At 53.0% G+C, this 18,523-nt stretch carries 16 protein-coding genes and 1 rRNA gene; 2 read left to right on the top strand and 15 right to left on the bottom strand.

Features of this window, described 5'->3' with window-relative positions:
• A 5S ribosomal RNA gene (gene rrf / locus M2433_RS18185) occupies positions 1-97 on the top strand; the annotation flags it as partial.
• A gap of 142 nt (positions 98-239) precedes the next feature.
• On the opposite strand, the gene M2433_RS18180 is transcribed toward rrf, so the two are convergent.
• From M2433_RS18180 to M2433_RS18150, 7 genes are all read right to left on the bottom strand, one after another.
• Entirely contained in the window at positions 240-998 is a 759-nt protein-coding gene (locus tag M2433_RS18180) for an amino acid ABC transporter ATP-binding protein (protein ID WP_050859728.1), read from the bottom strand.
• Positions 999-1,005: 7 nt separating this feature from the next.
• The gene (locus M2433_RS18175) at positions 1,006-2,109 is read right to left on the bottom strand and encodes an amino acid ABC transporter permease (protein WP_059312125.1); all 1,104 of its coding nucleotides are present in this window, start codon (positions 2,107-2,109) and stop codon (positions 1,006-1,008) included.
• Between the two features lie 9 nt (positions 2,110-2,118).
• Positions 2,119-3,300 carry an amino acid ABC transporter permease gene (locus M2433_RS18170; protein WP_429055688.1) on the bottom strand — a complete coding sequence of 394 codons (1,182 nt, stop codon included), beginning with the start codon at positions 3,298-3,300 and terminating at the stop codon, positions 2,119-2,121.
• Positions 3,301-3,367: 67 nt separating this feature from the next.
• Entirely contained in the window at positions 3,368-4,393 is a 1,026-nt protein-coding gene (locus M2433_RS18165; RefSeq protein WP_429055690.1) for an amino acid ABC transporter substrate-binding protein, read from the bottom strand.
• A gap of 474 nt (positions 4,394-4,867) precedes the next feature.
• On the bottom strand, positions 4,868-5,089 hold the full coding sequence (locus M2433_RS18160) for a lipoprotein (protein WP_008502867.1): 222 nt from the start codon (positions 5,087-5,089) through the stop codon (positions 4,868-4,870).
• Positions 5,090-5,392: 303 nt separating this feature from the next.
• Complete coding sequence (locus M2433_RS18155; protein WP_429055692.1) at positions 5,393-8,638, bottom strand: efflux RND transporter permease subunit; 3,246 nt, start codon at positions 8,636-8,638, stop codon at positions 5,393-5,395.
• A gap of 11 nt (positions 8,639-8,649) precedes the next feature.
• Positions 8,650-9,789, bottom strand: coding sequence for an efflux RND transporter periplasmic adaptor subunit (locus M2433_RS18150; protein WP_429055694.1), 1,140 nt, complete (start codon positions 9,787-9,789; stop codon positions 8,650-8,652).
• A 387-nt stretch (positions 9,790-10,176) separates the two neighbouring features.
• On the opposite strand from M2433_RS18150, the gene envR reads away from it, so the two are divergent.
• A complete protein-coding gene (gene envR, locus M2433_RS18145) occupies positions 10,177-10,896 on the top strand; it encodes an acrEF/envCD operon transcriptional regulator (RefSeq protein ID WP_429055695.1) in 720 nt (239 codons plus the stop codon).
• Here the strand turns inward: envR and M2433_RS18140 are convergent.
• The 8 genes from M2433_RS18140 to M2433_RS18105 form a co-directional block, all read right to left on the bottom strand.
• Entirely contained in the window at positions 10,812-12,893 is a 2,082-nt protein-coding gene (locus M2433_RS18140; protein WP_429055697.1) for a putative bifunctional diguanylate cyclase/phosphodiesterase, read from the bottom strand. The two genes, envR and M2433_RS18140, sit on opposite strands and share 85 nt — an antisense overlap.
• A gap of 139 nt (positions 12,894-13,032) precedes the next feature.
• The gene (locus M2433_RS18135; RefSeq protein WP_023309432.1) at positions 13,033-13,197 is read right to left on the bottom strand and encodes a DUF2556 family protein; all 165 of its coding nucleotides are present in this window, start codon (positions 13,195-13,197) and stop codon (positions 13,033-13,035) included.
• A gap of 179 nt (positions 13,198-13,376) precedes the next feature.
• Positions 13,377-13,673 carry a DNA-binding transcriptional regulator Fis gene (gene fis / locus M2433_RS18130; protein WP_000462905.1) on the bottom strand — a complete coding sequence of 99 codons (297 nt, stop codon included), beginning with the start codon at positions 13,671-13,673 and terminating at the stop codon, positions 13,377-13,379.
• Positions 13,674-13,696: 23 nt separating this feature from the next.
• Positions 13,697-14,662: a tRNA dihydrouridine synthase DusB gene (dusB, locus tag M2433_RS18125; protein ID WP_047347654.1), complete on the bottom strand. Its 966-nt coding sequence runs from the start codon at positions 14,660-14,662 to the stop codon at positions 13,697-13,699.
• Between the two features lie 330 nt (positions 14,663-14,992).
• Positions 14,993-15,733, bottom strand: coding sequence for a carbonic anhydrase (locus tag M2433_RS18120; RefSeq protein ID WP_429055718.1), 741 nt, complete (start codon positions 15,731-15,733; stop codon positions 14,993-14,995).
• 127 nt (positions 15,734-15,860) lie between these two features.
• Positions 15,861-16,742 (bottom strand): 50S ribosomal protein L11 methyltransferase, encoded by an 882-nt coding sequence (prmA, locus tag M2433_RS18115; protein ID WP_429055720.1) that lies wholly within the window; start codon positions 16,740-16,742, stop codon positions 15,861-15,863.
• Positions 16,743-16,753: 11 nt separating this feature from the next.
• Entirely contained in the window at positions 16,754-18,205 is a 1,452-nt protein-coding gene (gene panF, locus M2433_RS18110) for a sodium/pantothenate symporter (RefSeq protein ID WP_429055721.1), read from the bottom strand.
• Complete coding sequence (locus M2433_RS18105; protein ID WP_429055722.1) at positions 18,195-18,437, bottom strand: YhdT family protein; 243 nt, start codon at positions 18,435-18,437, stop codon at positions 18,195-18,197. The genes panF and M2433_RS18105 overlap by 11 nt, the downstream gene beginning before the upstream one ends.
• Positions 18,438-18,523 lie beyond the last annotated feature (86 nt).

Below are 18,523 nucleotides of genomic sequence, written 5' to 3'. Positions count from 1 at the left end.
TGGTCCCACCTGACCCCATGCCGAACTCAGAAGTGAAACGCCGTAGCGCCGATGGTAGTGTGGGGTCTCCCCATGTGAGAGTAGGGAACTGCCAGACATCAAATAAGAAGAACCCCGTACCGTAAGGTGCGGGGTTTTTTGCTTTGTGCGGTCTGAAAAGTCGGGTGGCGGCTTCGCCTTACCCGACCTACATAGCCCAGAGGCCCGGCAGGCAACGCGCCACCGGGCAAGACACCAGATTAATGAATCACCTGCGACAGGAAGGCTCGCGTACGTTCTGACTTAGGATGCGCAAAGAACTCATCCGGTGGCGCCTGCTCAACAATCTCCCCGCGGTCCATGAAGATCACCCGGTCGGCCACGGTTCTCGCGAATCCCATTTCATGCGTCACACACAGCATAGTCATGCCGGATTGAGCCAGCCCAATCATGGTGTCCAGAACCTCCTTCACCATTTCTGGATCGAGGGCAGATGTCGGTTCATCAAACAGCATAATTTTAGGTTTCATACACAGAGAGCGGGCGATAGCCACACGCTGCTGCTGGCCACCCGATATCTGGCCAGGAAATTTATTGGCATGCTCTGCAATACGGACGCGTTCCAGGTAATGCATGGCCAGCGCCTCCGCTTCCTTTTTCGGCATCTTTCGAACCCAAATTGGCGCGAGCGTGCAGTTCTGCAGAACGGTCAGGTGCGGAAACAGATTAAAGTGCTGAAATACCATTCCCACTTCCTGACGCACGCGTTCGATGTTGCGGATATCTTCATTTAGCTCAATACCATCAACCACAATGCGTCCTTGCTGATGTTCTTCAAGATGGTTAATGCAGCGAATGGTTGTGGATTTCCCGGATCCCGAAGGGCCGCAAAGGACGATGCGTTCTCCCTGCTTTACCTTGAGATTGATGTCTTTCAGTACATGGAACTGTCCGTACCATTTATTCACGTTTTCCAGCGTAATCATCGCGTCGGCAGGTGTCATAGTCATTTGGCTCATAATTTCCTCAGTGCGGTGTACGCCCGGTGTTAAAGCGCTTTTCCAGGTGCTGGCTGTAGCGCGACATGCTAAAACAAAAGATCCAGTAGATCAGAGCTGCAAAGACATATCCCTCGGTGGACATACCCAGCCAGACAGGGTCAACGGTTGCCTGTTGCACGCTGCTAAAGAGATCGAACAATCCGATGATGATCACCAGACTGGTATCTTTGAAGAGGGCAATGATCGTGTTGACCAGTCCCGGAATGACCAGCTTGAGTGCCTGGGGAAGAATGACCAGCCCCTGCGTTTTCCAGTAGCCGAGCGCCAGTGATTCCGCCGCTTCGTACTGGCCTTTAGGTAACGCCTGTAAACCACCTCGCACAACTTCAGCGACATAGGCGGACTGGAAGAGAATCACCCCAACCAGGGCACGGATCAGCTTGTCGATCGTTGTACCTTCTGCCATAAACAGCGGCAGCATGACCGAAGACATAAACAGAACGGTGATAAGCGGTACGCCGCGCCAGAACTCAATGAAGATAACGGAGAGTACGCGGACGATCGGCATTTTTGAGCGCCGTCCCAGGGCAAGTAAAATCCCCCACGGTAGAGCGCCGGCTATCCCCACTGAAGCGATAATCAACGTCAGCGTCAGGCCGCCCCACTGGCGAGTTTCTACCCGTTCCAGCCCCAGAAAACCGCCATACAACAGCACCCAGACAATAACGGGATAAACCACTGCCCAGCCGGCAATGTAGCGTCCACGGTGAGGCAGCTTTTTCCAGAACATGACCGCGACAGAGAGCAGGCCGATAACCAGCGCCAGATTAATCCGCCAGCGCTGTTCATGCGGATACAACCCATACATGAACTGACCGAAGCGCTCGTGAATAAACACCCAGCAAGCTCCCGCTTTTGTACAGTCTGCCCGGGTTGAACCGACCCAGTTGGCCTGCAGAAACGCCCAGTTCAAAAGGGGCGGGATTAATTCCCACATCAGCCACAGACAGACAATCGTCAGCAGGCTGTTACTCCAGCTGGAGAAGAGATTCTTACGCGCCCAGAGAATAAAACGTCCACCTGTCGAGTTGGCAGGGCGCGAGGAGTGCGACAGTATCGCTTTTGTCATCATAGATCCTTAGCGCTCGACCAGTGCTATACGACGGTTATAAAGGTTCATCAGCAATGAAATCACCAGGCTGATGATCAGATAGACAGACATTGTGATGGCGATAGTTTCAATGGCTTGCCCGGTCTGGTTAAGTACGGTTCCGGCGAAGAGTGACACCATATCGGGGTAGCCAATGGCAGCGGCCAGCGACGAGTTTTTGACGATGTTGAGATACTGGCTGGTCAGGGGCGGAATGATGACCCGTAAAGCCTGCGGAATGATGACCTGGCGAAGCGTCACGGTGTGGGGCAATCCAAGAGAGCGCGCTGCCTCGTGCTGTCCGTACGGTACGGCCTGGATCCCCGCACGGATAATCTCGGCGATAAACGCGGACGTATAAATCGACAGCGCCAGCGTCAGGGCTGCCAGCTCAGGAATTAATACCATTCCACCCTGAAAGTTAAAGCCACGCAGATGCGGAATGTCCCAGTGCAGCGCGGCGCCAAACAGCCAGTGTGCCACCAGGGGCAGGCTAACGATCAGGACGGCAGCCGTCGGCCAGGTTCTGCGAAGCTGGCCGGTTTTGACCTGATGCTTGCGGTTAAAACGAAATACCCCCGCAGAGAGAGCAAGCGCTATCACAATCGCGCCGATGAACGCGTACAGTCCTTCACCTGGCTGAGGAGAAGGAATGGACAGCCCACGATTGCTCAGGAAAAACAGCTCAAATGCGTCAACGGCCTGACGAGGGCCGGGAAGGTTACGTAATACGGCGAAATACCAGAAGAAGATCTGCAGCAGCGGTGGGATGTTGCGGAACGTCTCGATATAAATGGTAGACAGTTTTCGCAGGAGCCAGTTTTCAGAAAGGCGCGCCAGGCCAATGAAGAAGCCCAGTATCGATGCGAAGACAATACAAAGCGCCGACACCAACAGCGTATTCAATAAGCCGACCACGAACACGCGGCCGTAGGTGTCTCCTTCCTGGTAATCAATAAGGTGCTGAACAATGCCAAACCCCGCGCTGCGATCCAAAAAAGCAAAACCGGAGGTAATGCCGCGGTTATTCAGGTTGGTGATTGTGTTATGGATGAGATACACGGCGATGAGAACAACCGCAACGATAGCAATAATCTGGAATAGCCAGGCGCGGACCGCGGGATGAGAAAAGGATAGCGATCCTTTTACGGCTGAGCGGCGATGGGACATAAAGAAACCTCAGTAACCATGACTCTGGAGTGGGCACTGCCTGAGCAGTGCCCGTTACAGCTATGACTTAACGTACTGGTGGCGCGTACTGAATACCGCCGTTGTTCCAGAGATTGTTCTGGCCGCGTTTGATCTTCAACGGGCTTTCCGATCCCACGTTGCGCTCAAAGATCTCAGAGTAGTTGCCCACCTGCTTGATGATGTTGTAAGCCCACTTGTTATCCAGCTTCAGATCCTTGCCGAAATCACCCTCTTTACCCAGCAGGTGTGCCATATCCGGGTTGGATGGATTCGCGGCTTTCTCATCAACGTTTTTCGAGTTAATGCCCATCTCTTCTGCGTTCAGCATGGCAAACAGCGTCCAGCGAACAATGGAGAACCAGTCTTCATCGCCACGGCGCACCACGGGTCCGAGAGGTTCTTTGGAGATCACTTCAGGCAGGACAATCCACTCTGTCGGGTTGCTCAGCTTAATACGTAAGGCATACAGCTGTGACTGGTCAGAGGCCAGCGTGTCACAACGACCGGATTCCAGCGCTTTAGCGGATTCATCCGAGCGGTCGAATGTCACAGGAGTGTATTTCATGTTATTCGCTTTGAAATAATCCGCGACGTTGAGCTCGGTATCGGTGCCCGCCTGGATACAAACGGTCGCGCCATCCAGTTCTTTGGCGCTTTTCAGCCCAGCTTTATTGTGGGTCAGGAAACCGATGCCGTCATAATAGGTCACACCCGTAAATGACATCCCCATACCTGCATCACGGGAGGAGGTCCAGGTGGTATTACGGGAGAGCATGTCAACCTCGCCGGATTGCAGCGCCGTAAAACGTTCTTTCGCCGTCAGCGGGGTATATTTTACTTTGCTGTCATCACCAAAAACGGCGGCGGCGACGCCACGGCAGACATCCACATCAATACCGGTAAATTTGCCGTTCGCATCGGCATAAGAGAAGCCAGGCAAACCGTCACTGATACCACATTGAACAAAACCTTTCTTTTTAACGGCATCCAGTGTCGTTCCCGCATGGGCTTGACCGGCTACGGCAAACAACATGCCTGCAGCGGCCAGGCTGGCTATCATCGTCTTTTTCATAATGCATCCTGTGTGGCGAAATTTATCGTTATAGAGGCGCTTTTAAACGCTTTACCTGTCTGTGGCGTTGGCCAACGTTTATAAAGCAAACGTAATGCCAGTTTTGCGTTCGATAAAATAAGTGATGAGTGAACGCTTAATGCTGAGTGTAGACAGGCTTAAATAAAACGAGCGCCCCGAAACGGTGCGAAATTACAACCTGTGCCACAAATCGGAGCAAAAGTTTTAAGGACAGTGAGAGGAAAGGGAAAGATAGTTTCCAGAGTGAATATTGGCAGGGTATTCAATAGTATTAATGGGTGAAAATCATCACGATAGAATATGAAATTTAAAGAAGTATACGAAAAAGATGTGACTGGCTTCTGACTAAAATTAATTGCGTTTATAAATAGGGGGCTATTTTTTTACTTATTTAAAAATCCTGCACTCTTTAAAAGCAAAAGCGCGGCCAGAGCCGCGCTTTCTTAACAGATGTTACTTGGTCAGGGCAACGATACCCAGCGTCAAACCCGCCACTGCGGCAGCACCGCCGGCAATAGCACCCGCTGTTTCCCAGTTATCCTGGGTGGTGCCTTTCATACAGGTATTGGTATGAACCAGTCGGCCCTGGTCATCGTAAACCGGTACACATGGAGAGTCGTGCGCGCAACCAGCGAGCAGCGCAGCGAGTAGTGCAACGGAAATGAATCTTTTCATGATGTTACCTCAGTATTATTTCTCATCCGCTATAAAGCCAGGAGGGCTATTAACGAACTGATGGTTATTTTACCACCGGGGTAACTCCTCGTTACACGAGGAATAATCTCAAATTATGTAGTTTGTAAAAATCGTGGAGAAAAAGCGGTTTCAGGATGAATTAATGGAGAAATTATGAAGCTGCAAGAGGCTGTTTTTACTTAATGCAAACCATCGTATTTTTAACGCTGCTTTTGTGTAATACCTAATTCATTGTTTATGTTAAAAATAAAAAAGGCACCAGAGGTGCCTTTCAGGGAAAGATTAATCCTTATGGTTTGTAAACCGTCGCCGGACAACCACAAAGAAGACGGGTACGAAGAAAATCGCCAGAAGCGTTGCGGAAAGCATTCCTCCCATAACGCCCGTACCGACGGCGTTTTGCGCGCCGCTCCCGGCCCCGGTGCTGATCACCAGCGGCATGACGCCAAGAATAAAGGCCAGGGACGTCATCAGGATAGGTCGAAGGCGCATCCTTGAGGCTTCCAGCGTGGCCTCAATAATACCTTTACCCTCTTTATCCATCAGGTCCTTAGCAAATTCGACGATCAGGATGGCGTTTTTCGCCGATAAACCAATCGTCGTCAGCAGGCCGACCTGGAAATAAACGTCATTGTTTAACCCGCGCAATGATGCTGCGAGAAGCGCTCCGATGACGCCCAGCGGTACAACCAGCATGACAGAGAACGGAATGGACCAGCTTTCATACAGGGCTGCCAGGCACAGGAACACGACGATCAGTGAAATGGCGTACAGTGCTGGCGCCTGGTTACCCGAAAGCCGCTCCTGATAAGACATTCCTGTCCAGTCATATCCGATGCCGGAAGGCAGTTTTGCCGCGAGGTTTTCCATCATGACCATCGCCTCACCGGTACTTTTTCCAGGCGCTGATTCACCGAGGATCTCCATCGATGGCATTCCATTGTAGCGCTCCAGGCGAGGTGAACCATAAACCCAGTGAGCGTTGCTAAAGGCTGAGAACGGGACCATTTCCCCATTCGCGCTGCGCACGTAAAGGTTATTGATATCCCCCGGCAACATACGGAATTTTGCGTCGGCCTGGACGTAGACCTTTTTCACGCGACCGTGATCGATAAAGTCGTTCACATAGGTGCCACCTAAAGCCGTCGAGATCGTCTGGTTGACGTCAGAAAGACTGACGCCCAGCGCCTGCGCTTTCTCCTGATCGACATCGAGCTTGAACTGAGGAGTATCTTCAAGCCCGTTAGGACGCACGCGAACCAGAAGGTCAGGATGCTCCTTCACCATGCCGAGCAGTTGGTTTCGCGCCTGAGTCAGCTGCGTATGCCCCAGGTTGGCCTGGTCAATCAACTCAAAGTCGAAGCCCGTAGCGGTACCCAGCTCAATAATTGCAGGCAGGTTAAACGGGAACACGAGTCCATCTTTAATCTGGCTGAAGGCTTTGGTCGCGCGACCGACAATGGCCTCGACGCCATTTTTCTCCCCCGGGCGCTCCTCCCAGGGCTTCAGGCTGACGAAGGCAATACCGGAGTTCTGACCCTGGCCGCTAAAGCTAAAGCCGTTAACGGTAAAGACAGATTCCACGTTCGCCTTTTCGTTGTTCAGATAGTAGTCCTGAACCTGGTCGAGTACCTGCTGAGTCCGCGTCTGGGTTGCACCTGCCGGGAGTTGAACCATCGTCATAAACACGCCCTGATCTTCCTCGGGCAGGAAGGAGGTGGGCAAGCGAAGGAAGAGCACCGCCATCCCGGCGACGATAATGACGTACACCACCAGATAGCGGCCGGTCTTGCGCAGAATACCGCTCACGCTGTTGCTGTAGTGCTCCACGCTCTTAGGCAGGAAGGAGGTGGGCAAGCGAAGGAAGAGCACCGCCATCCCGGCGACGATAATGACGTACACCACCAGATAGCGGCCGGTCTTGCGCAGAATACCGCTCACGCTGTTGCTGTAGTGCTCCACGCTCTTATCAAAGCGCGCATTAAACCAGCCAAAGAAGCCACCCTTCTTCTCGTGACGATCGTGGGATATGGGCTTAAGCAACGTTGCACAGAGTGCTGGCGTCAGGATCAGCGCCACCAGTACCGACAGCGCCATGGCGGAGACGATAGTCAGCGAAAACTGGCGATAGATAGCCCCCGTCGAACCGCCAAAAAAGGCCATTGGAATAAAGACCGCCGAGAGCACCATGGCGATCCCCACCAGCGCGCCCTGGATCTGCTCCATCGACTTCTGCGTGGCCTCTTTCGGCGGCAGGTTGTCCTCGACCATGACGCGTTCAACGTTCTCAACGACCACGATAGCGTCATCGACCAGCAGGCCTATCGCCAGCACCATACCGAACATCGTCAGGGTATTGATAGAAAACCCGAACGCTGCCAGAACCGCGAAGGTGCCCAGCAGAACGACCGGCACCGCAATAGTCGGGATGAGCGTCGCCCGCAGGTTTTGCAGGAACAGGTACATAACCAGGAAGACGAGAACGATCGCTTCAAACAGGGTCTTCACCACTTCGTGGATAGAGATTTTCACAAATGGCGTGGTGTCATAGGGGTAGACGACTTTTAGCCCCTGCGGGAAGAACTGCTGCAGCTGCGCCAGTTTGCTCTTGATGGCTGCCGCCGTGTCCAGCGCATTTGCCCCGGTTGCCAGCTTAATCCCCAGGCCGGTTGCCGCCTGCCCGTTGATTTTGGTCACCATATTGTAGTTTTCGCCACCGAGCTCAATGCGAGCCACATCCTTCAGATGAACCATCGAACCGTCCTGGTTCACCTTGAGCGTCACGCGGCCAAACTCTTCCGGTGATTTCAGGCGGGTTTGCGCGATGATCGAGGCATTCAGCTGCTGCCCGGGAATGGATGGCGTTCCGCCCAGCTGGCCTGCCGCTATCTGGTCGTTCTGCGTTTTAAGCTGGTTGATAATATCCAGCGGCGTCAGCTGGTATTTGTTCATCGCGTTGCTGTCGAGCCAGATGCGCATCGCATACTGAGCGCCAAACAGCTGAACGTCACCGACGCCAGACGTTCGGCTGATAGCATCTTTAACGTTCGACGCGACATAGTCTGAGATGTCATTCTGCGAGAGGTTCTTGTTGTCTGAAACAAAACCGGCAACCAGCAGGAAGCTGCTACTGGATTTCTCAACGCCAATCCCTTGCTGCTGAACCTCTTGCGGCAGCAGCGGCATGGCGAGCTGCAGCTTGTTCTGAACCTGCACCTGGGCGATATCCGGATCGGTTCCTGATTCGAAGGTCAGGGTGATAGTGACGTTACCCGCTGAATCGCTGGTGGAGGACATATACATCAGGTTATCGATACCGTTCATGTTCTGTTCGATAACCTGGGTCACGGTATCCTGCACCGTTTGAGCATCCGCACCCGGGTAGGTCGCGGATATCGCCACGGCGGGAGGCGCAATGGTCGGATACTGTGCGACGGGAAGTTTGAGAATGGCCAGCCCGCCTGCAATCATTAAAATGATGGCAAGTACCCAGGCGAAAACCGGTCTCTGAATAAAGAAATTAGCCATGTCATCGTCCCTTAACTGGCTGGCGCTGTGGAGGTATCAGGCGTGGCGACGACGGTTGCCCCCGGTCTGACTTTCTGTAACCCGCTGACGATGACGCGATCGCCGTTTTTCAGCCCTTCCGTCACCAGCCAGCGATCGCCAATCGCCTGAGGGGCTACGACGGTACGTGATTCAACCTGGTTTTTATCATTCACCACCAGAACGGTTGCATCGCCTCGCGGCGTACGTGTTACCCCTTGCTGGGGAACCAGAATCGCATCCGGCTGCGTGCCTTCATCAATGCGGGCGCGAACAAACATGCCGGGTAACAGCAGATGCTGAGGATTCGGGAAAATAGCGCGCAGGGTAATCGAGCCGGTACTTTCATCGACCGTGACGTCAGAGAATTGCAATGTGCCTTTCAGCGGATAGGGCTGACCATTTTCCATTAGCAGCTCAACGGTGCTGGCGGTATCACCTTTTTGCAGACTCGTCTGTTTCAGGCGCAAAAAATCATTACTGGACTGAGTGACATCGACATACATCGGATCAAGCTGCTGGACAGTTGCCAGCGCTGCGGCTTGTCCGTTCGTGACGAGTGCGCCTTCGGTCACGCTGGATTTACCGATGCGGCCATCGACAGGAGACGTCACTTTGGTATAGGCAAGGTTGATACGCGCGCTTTCAACGCCGGCTTTTGCGGCAACGACGCTGGCATCTGCCTGCTGCGCCGTGGCAACGGCCTGGTCATACTCTTGCTTGCTGACATACTGTGTTCCCACCAGCGGGAGATAACGTTTCACCGTCAGGTGTGCAATGCTGGCCGCCGCCTGGGCCTTCGCCAGCTCGCCTTTCGCGCTGTCATAGGCCGCCTGATAGGTCGCAGGATCAATCTGATAAAGTGATTCACCCGCTTTTACATCGCTACCTTCCGCGAAGTTGCGACGCAGGATAATGCCGCTAACCTGAGGTCGAACCTCCGCAACCCGAAATGCATCTGTTCTGCCCGGGAGTTCAGTGGTGACAGCCAGAGGTGCGCTTTTCACGACGTGCACGCTGACCTGAGGCGCCTGCGGGGACTGTTGTTGTTTTTCCTGACCATCGCATCCAGTGAGCAGTACCGCGCAGACAATGAAACCGGATAAGGGTAAGCGTCTGAAATAATTCGTCATTGCTGTTCCTTTAAATACCCACTAACCGATATATGCCGTGAACCGGTAGCTGGGGCAGAGGGATAAAAATAAAATGTAGCTGCGTATAATAATGAGGGTATTTAATGTTTTTTAATTTATAAGTGCGAATGCCCAGGCCTGAGGGAAAAATCAGAATCGGTCCCGGCATTTTCAGCGGTATACTTCTGGCGAATTAATCAGATAATCAGGGCTTAATATTCTCTAATTATTCATGTCATGAATTTATTCGCCTTGATGTATTTGTATTAATTATAAATTATGTCTGTTGACTTTTTTTGTGCAAAATTAAAACGGATTTTGGTGAATACTTTCATTTCCATGTACGCAGTAATACCTTTAAACCTTGTGCATAACGAGTAGTTGTCTATGGCGCGTAAAAAGAAAGAAGAGGCTCAACAAACCCGGCAGCAGCTGATTGAGGCAGCTATCGGACAGTTTGCGACGCGTGGCGTAGCCAGCACGACGCTGACGGATATCGCGGATGCCGCCAGGGTGACGCGCGGCGCGATCTACTGGCACTTCACCAGTAAATCTGAAATATTTAATGCCATCTGGGAACAGCAATTGCCGCTTCGCGACATTATTCGCGACAGGCTTTCTCTTTCCGAAAATGATGACCCGTTGTTAATGCTTCGTGAGCAATTTATTACTGCGCTGCAGTATATTGCGCATGAGCCTCGGCAATGCGCGCTTTTGCAAATTCTGTATCATAAATGTGAATTTAGCAGCGATATGATTTCAGAGAGTGAAATCCGAAAGCGTATTGGATTCAATTATGAGACGCTACGCGCCGCGCTGGAGGCCTGTATTTCGCGGGAAATTATTTCGTCAAAGGTGAATGTTGATCTTACCTTGATCGTCTTCCACGGTTTTTTTAGCGGAATAATTAAAAACTGGTTAATGAATAACGACAGTTTTAATCTTTATCAGCAGGCTCCAGCCCTGGTCGATAGCATTCTGGCGACACTCCCTGTCATTCGCGTACCGCCTCATGATGATGCTTACAGCTCCGCGCCGGGTAACATTTCCCCTCGGGCACAAAGTGCCTCTATGGTCTGCGCGCTGACCGGTTTACCTAACAGATAACCCTGAAGGGTATTACAGCCCAGTTCGGTCAAAAAGGTTTGCTGAGCCTCAGTTTCCACACCCTCTGCCACGACTTTCAGGTTAAGCGTTTTTGCAAGGGCCACAATCGCTGAGACAATGGTGGCGTCCTCGCTTTCCCCGCTTAGCTCGTTCACAAACGCTCTGTCGATTTTCAATTCGCAAGCCGGTAAGCGCTTGAGATATAGCAGGCTGGAATATCCGGTGCCAAAATCATCAATGGAGGCCTTCACGCCAGCATCAGTCAGCTCTGTCAGCACCCGTACACTTTCATCCGGGTTGCTCATTGCCGTGGTTTCCGTCACTTCCAGAATCAACATTTCCGGTGGCACATGGTGAAGTGCCAGGCAGTCGAGAACTGTTTTAACCAGCGAAGGTTGTTCGAACTGCAATGTTGACAGGTTTACCGCCATTGACCAGTTTTGATGCCCCTGAAGATGCCATTCCCGCAGCTGGCGGCAGGCTTCATTCATCACCCAGTTGCCAATGGGGATAATAAGCCCCGTTTTTTCCGCCAGCGGCAGGAAAAGATCCGGGGTGAGTAATCCCTGTTTAGGATGCTGCCAGCGCAATAGCGCCTCAAATCCAAGGATAGGCCCAGCGGGTGCATGAAATTTTGGCTGATAGAGCAGGCGCAGCTCATTGCGATCGATCGCCATCCAAAGATCGTTCATGAGCTGGAGATGGGTCTGCGCCAGGGTGTTCATGGAAGGCTGGAAAAAGTGGTAACCGTTCCGGCCCATATGCTTCGTGTGGTACATCGCCGCATCGGCGTTAAACATCAGCTCGCGCTCGGTTTTGCCGTCGTGAGGATAAAGTGCGATACCGATACTGAGGGTCACCACCAGTTCATAGGGATCGAGATTGAACGGGCTATCGATCGCGCGCACCAGGGAATTGGCCAGGGAGGCCGCATCGTCCGGACCTTCTCCCTCTGCCAGCAGGACAAACTCATCACCCCCGATGCGAGCGAGGGTAAACTGGCCTTTCAGCAGAAGCAGCAGGCGCTGCGTAACGGCGACCAGCAGTTTGTCACCGACATCATGGCCGTAGGCGTCATTGATGGCTTTAAAACCGTCGAGATCCATGAACATCAGGGCAAAATGGGTACCTTCACGGTCGGCTTTGCTGATGGCCTGATCGAGTCTGTCTTCCAGCAGGATGCGGTTCGGCAGACGCGTCAGCGTATCCTGCAGCGCCAGCTGAGCGAGCTCCCGGTTCGCTTCTGCAAGCGACGAGGCCAGAAGGGCGGTACGTGCCTGAAGGCGGGCATCCAGCATCGACACCAGCAGGGTGATCCCAAGAATAGAGAGCGCGACGACGCTGACCAGCACCGCCAGCCAGCTTCCGTTAATGCCGTCATGATGAACCATTGTGGACATCGGAAACTGTGCGGCTTTCATCCCGGCGTAGTGCATACCGGCAATGGCAATTCCCATCGTGATGGCGGCACCCATGCGCATCAGCACGACCTGCGCGGCTTCGTGACGCAGACGGAAGGTCAGCCATAGGGCCGCGAGTGAAGCAGCAAGCGCTATCGCGACCGAAATGGCCACCCAAACCTTGTCCCAGATAATCCCTGGCATCACTTCCAGCGCCGCCATGCCGGTGTAATGCATAGCAACAATACCGCTCCCCATCACCAGCGCGCCGGGCACCAGCCGGCGCAGGCGTAATTGCTCGCAGCTCACGAGCCATAGCGCAAACAGCGACGAACCCACGGCGATGACCATGGATAACACCGTCAGGGTGGCGTTGTAGCTCATGCTCATGGAGAGGTCCATCGCCAGCATGCCGATAAAATGCATGGCCCATACGCCAATGCCCATTGCTATTCCGCCGCCAGCCAGCCAGACGCGGGCAGCAACGCCCTGACTCCCGGCGACACGTGCAGCCATATTGAGTGCGGTATACGCCGCAAGGATGGCAACAACGAAGGAGAGGACTACAAGGATATGGTTGTATTGGCTAACCAGCATGTTCGGTTCTACTCGAGTGTGAGGTTACGCTAGAGCGGTTGAGAAGGGCGAGACATTATCACCGTAAGGTAACGGCTCAAAGGGATTTAAATCCCCGTTTTTAGTGGGTAATAAGGGGGCGGTTTGCGCGATCGGGCGGTTAGTCGAGCTCTGAGCAGTTCACTAATTTCAGCGGATTCACGGAGTTCATATTGCGACACTTATCGGTCTCGGTGCTCATCAGTTCAATCCACTGCATCAGGAGCGTATCGAAGATGAGAACGGAGATTGCAAAGACAACCAGCCACCAGTATTTACGAATCATTGTGTCATTCCGCGAGAAGAGCGCCAGTAGAGTGGGGGAAAATATACACGAAAAGAGGCGCTTTAAAAGCGGGATAAGCGAAGGTTTACAAAGCGTTGACGGAGAGGGGGGAGGAAATAAAAAAGGCGCATCCCCATGCCAGGTAGCGCCTTTTTAAACAAGCATTTCGCTAACCGAAATTAGTTCATGCCGTATTTTTTCAGTTTCTTACGCAGAGTACCACGGTTGATACCCATCATCAGCGCAGCGCGGGTTTGGTTACCGCGGGTGTATTGCATCACCATGTCCAACAGTGGCTGTTCAACTTCAGCCAGTACCAGCTCATACAGATCATTAACATCCTGACCATTCAGTTGAGCAAAATAGTTCTTCAGTGCCTGTTTAACCGAGTCACGCAGGGGCTTTTGAGTTACCTGATCCTGAGAGTTTACGGTAGATACGGTCAGTACGTCAGAATTTACGCGTTGTTCGAACATAGTTCTGTCAGCTCTTTATTTCATTACGCAAGATTTTCGAAGTATGCCTCCAACGCCTCCAGCTGTACGCTGGCATCCTCTATGGCGTTGAATGTGCGCCGAAACTGGTCATCTGGAGCATGCTCCTGGAGATACCAGGAGACGTGTTTACGCGCAATTCGGTACCCTTTTGCCTGACCATAAAAGTCATGCAATTCCCGAACATGCGAGCAAAGCAAACGCTTAACCTCTGCCAGAGGCAGCGGGGCAAGCAGCTCCCCAGTGTCCAGATAATGCTGGATTTCCCGAAAGATCCAGGGTCTTCCCTGAGCGGCACGTCCTATCATCAGAGCATCAGCTCCCGTATAGTCGAGTACAGCTCTGGCTTTAAGCGGGTCAGTAATGTCGCCATTCGCGATAATCGGAATGGAAACTTTCTGCTTAACTGCCCGAATGCTGTCGTATTCAGCTTCACCGTTGAACAAACAGGCGCGAGTGCGTCCATGAATGGTCAGGGCCTGAATGCCACAATCTTCGGCCAGTTGGGCAATTTCTACACAGTTACGGTGTTCCGGCGACCAACCCGTGCGAATCTTCAACGTAACAGGAACGTCCACTGCGCTGACAACCGCCGTCAGGATAGATTTCACCTGGTCGGGGTATTGCAGAAGGGCTGAACCTGCAAGCTTGCGATTCACCTTTTTGGCCGGGCACCCCATATTGATATCAATAATCTGGGCACCACTTTCCACGTTAATCCGCGCGGCATCTGCCATCTCTTCAGGCACGCTTCCGGCAATTTGCACGGTGCGAATACCTGGTTCATCAACGTGCACCATCCGAAGGCGGGATTTATCGCTTTCCCAAACCTGCGGGTTAGACGACATCATCTCGGATACGGTTAAACCGGCTCCCATCTCATAACACAGCGTCCTGAACGGCCGGTCTGTAATACCTGCCATTGGGGCTGCGATCAGGCGATTTCTAAGCTGGTGGTGTCCGATGCGCATGAGTTAAGAAATGACCATACTGTGACTGCAAGGCGGCGTATATTACGCATTTTTTGCACGAGATGAAAGGCCAAACTTTGAACAATCCACTGTTGTAGATCAAGGAATCGCCGCACAATCTGTTCGTTCAAAATTATTCATTATTTAAATCATTAAGTTATGATGAAATGGTTATTTTATGGACGCTTACAATTTCCCGTAACTTCTCATCATTTCTGAATAAATGCGTCACTGACGCGGGATAATCTGCTGTTTTTAGCAGCAGATTATCCCGCTTCTTTGCGATCTGCGTCGCATTTTAGAACATGATCGTTATGCGAAAAATGCGTCTTATTCGACCACAACACGCCCATGCAGCGACTGTACCGGACGGTTATTATCGTGGTGCATGGTATGGGTGAATTTTTCGAGCTGTTCTGCAGAAGCCGTCATGGGGTGCTTAAGCACAATCCATGTGACGCCTTCTGAGCACGGTGGGGTGGTCAGTGAACCGCTAAAGCGCCAGTACGTTTTATCTTTCGGCAGGAGTGTGTTCAGGTTGAGACTGCCTTTGATGGAGACGTTTTGTTCGGCCAGCTGCGGCATAACGTTCCACAATTTTTCAAGCTCCGGGTTTGCGGTCCCTTTATCGAACATGACCGCTACCACCGCCAGTTCTCCGCCGGCATTTTTATGAACCAGGTGCATTTCCATCGCATATCTCTTGCCGTGAACGGTGTTTTCGCTCGGCGCGTGAAAATGGAACTGTTGTAACGTCCAGGTTTGCTTATCCAGAGTAAGGGTATCGCGGGTATCAGCCGGTTCACTGGCCTGAATGGTATGGCCGTTGTTTGTCAGCGTCACGGGGCCATCAATGTAGTGCGTTTGAAGCGGGGAGAGATGGGCGTCAACGGTTGAATCAATATTAATGGGAGACTGGTTCATTCCGTTTTGACAGGTCTTGTATGCCTCGTCCAGTTCGCCCCAGTGTTCCGGTGAACTATTTCCTTCGTAGCCCCAGTGTGATGCGAATGCTGAAGCCGAGATCATGCTCAGCGTCAGCAGCGCTGCCTTGCCTGTAATGTGTTTCATCATATTCTTCCGGTGAATTTTTGTAATACAAATCAACATGATTTGTAGGGGTATATTACCGAAGAATGACCGGGGGAAAGAAAATTATCAGCGGAGAAGGGCGTGGTCAGATGACCACGCCAGATTCTTATTTTTTACGACCGGTGATACGACACCACTCTTCTTTTTCCATTACCGGGTCGAGATCAAAGAGATCGGCATAGGCTTCACACACGCTGTCAGCCTGGCTTGCAAGAATGCCGGAAAGCCCCAGCAGACCGCCCTCAACGGGCAGCACACTGATTAACGGGGCAAGCTCGCGCAGCGGGCCCGCCAGAATGTTGGCGACCACCACATCGGCTTTCATGGCTTCTGGCTGCGCATCCGGCAGATACAGCTCCAGGCGATCGGAGACGCCGTTGCGTTCTGCGTTATCGCGGCTGGCCTGAATCGCCTGCGGATCGATATCGATCCCGATGGCTTTTGCCGCGCCCAGCTTCAGGGCGGCAATCGCGAGGATCCCGGATCCACAGCCGAAGTCGATCACCGTCTTACCGTTAAGATCCAGACCATCCAGCCACTGCAGGCACAGGGAGGTCGTTGGATGGGTGCCGGTACCAAACGCCAGACCCGGGTCGAGCATCACGTTGACCGCGCTTTCATCGGGAACATCGCGCCAGCTTGGGCAGATCCACAGACGTTTGCCGAACTGCATCGGGTGGAAGTTATCCATCCACTCTCGTTCCCAGTCTTTGTCTTCAAGCTGTTCGATTTTGTGCGCAAAACCCGCGCCCAGCAGAGGATGATTTTCCAGAATCGCGACCACTTCTTTCATGTCGGTTTCGGCATCAAACAGACCAATAACGTCGGTGTCGCCCCACAGGCGGGTTTCGCCCGGCAATGGCTCAAAGACCGGCGTGTCATGCGTGTCCTGGAAGGTGATAGAAACCGAGCCGGCCTCCATCAGCGCATCGCTCAGTTCCTCGGCGTTAGCGCCGGTTGTGTTCAGTTTTAGTTGGATCCACGGCATGGCAAAACTCTTTATTTATCAGAAGAAATCATAGCGGATTGTGGCGCGGGCTGACCGAAACGGTTCCCCACCACAAACGCCAGTAAACTTAGCAGTAACGAAGGCACAATCGGATGGAAGCCCAGGTACTGAATTTTAAACGTAGCGAGAACGGCATACAGCACACCGCCGACAATCATGCCGCTCAGCGCGCCCGCAGCGTTCGCGCGTTCCCAGTAGAGCCCTAACACCAGCGGCCACAGGAAAACGGCTTCAAGGCCGCCAAACGCCAGCAGATTCAGCCAGATGATCATCTCCGGCGGGCGCCATGCGGCGAGCATCATCAGAATGCCGAGCACCAGCGTGGTCCAGGTCGAGATGCGTTTAAGCTTTTGCTCATTATGCATTTTAGCTGGACGCGCGCTAAGCCACAGATCTTTGATGATGGTGGCAGAAGCCTGCAGCAGATGCGCGTTAACGTTGGACATGATGGCCGCCATCGGTGCAGCAAGGAACAATCCTGCGGCCCACGGCGGAAGCACCTGCACCATTAGCGTTGGAATGACCTGATCCGGCACGGTCAGGTGGGGTAAAACCGCCCGTCCCAGCGCACCCGCCAGATGCATGCCCAGCATCAGAAGCGCGACAACGACGGTGCCAATCACAATCCCCCGGTGAACGGCTTTGCTGTCTTTATAGGAGATACAGCGCACGGCCGTGTGAGGCAGGCCAATTACGCCAAAGCAGACCAGCACCCAGAAGGAGGTCATAAACGCCGGCGTCAGGATATCATCTGCACCGTGGGGGCTGACCAGTTTAGGATCGATCTGTTCCAGCGTTTGCACCGCATTGTGTAATCCGCCGGCCGAATAGATGACGCCAACCAGCAGCACAAGCGTACCTATCAGCATCACCATGCCCTGCATGGTGTCGTTCAGAACGCTGGCCCGGAAGCCGCCAAACGCGGTGTACAGCGCAATCGTTACCCCGAAGATGAGCAACCCGGTCTCGTACTTGATACCCGCCGCCGTTTCCAGCAATCGCGCGCCGCCAATAAACTGAACGGCAATGGCGCCGACGAAGGCGACAATCAGGCTGATACTGGCAATCCAGACCACCGCGCGGCTCTGATAGCGTGCCTGCAGCATGTCGTTAAGCGTAATGGCGTTATAGCGGCGGGCGAGAATGGCAAATTTTTTGCCCAGAATGCCCAGCGACAGCCAGATAGTGGGCACCTGGATCATGGCCAGCAATACCCAGCCGAGCCCATATTTATATGCCGCTCCCGGTCCGCCGATGAACGAACTGGCGCTCACGTAGGTAGCGGTCAGCGTCATCGCCAGCACAAACCCGCCCATGGAACGGCTGCCGAGGAAATATTCGCTCAGAAACGAACCGGTGCTGCGCTTGCGCATGGCATAGAAAGAGAGGCCAAACACCACGATCAAATAGACAATCAGCACGGTGATAATTTCAGTTTGCATCGCTATCCTCCAGCGGGAAATCGCGGAAGATAAAGCGCACCATCAGCCAGCTGAGCAGAATGAAAATCAGCGGTACCAACAGACAGGCCATTTCAAACCAGTGCGGCAGGCCGGTTATGCCGATAGTGGAATTAGGTAAGTAAGCGGTCACTAACCATGCTGCGAGATAGAGAAGGGTCAGCCACAGCGCCCAGCGCGCTTCTTTATGGGCCTGAACAAAACGTTTGTCCATTGTTTGTCCCTTGTGGATGAAGAAAGCGGGGATTGTACATGATGAGGCTTTCCAGGCCCCAGAAATAAAAAAGGCCGGAAAATCCG

The sequence above is a fragment of the Enterobacter sp. AC1 genome, assembly GCF_050434705.1.
Lineage (GTDB): Bacteria > Pseudomonadota > Gammaproteobacteria > Enterobacterales > Enterobacteriaceae > Enterobacter > Enterobacter cloacae_L.
This window is presented reverse-complemented; position numbering and strand designations above follow the sequence as displayed.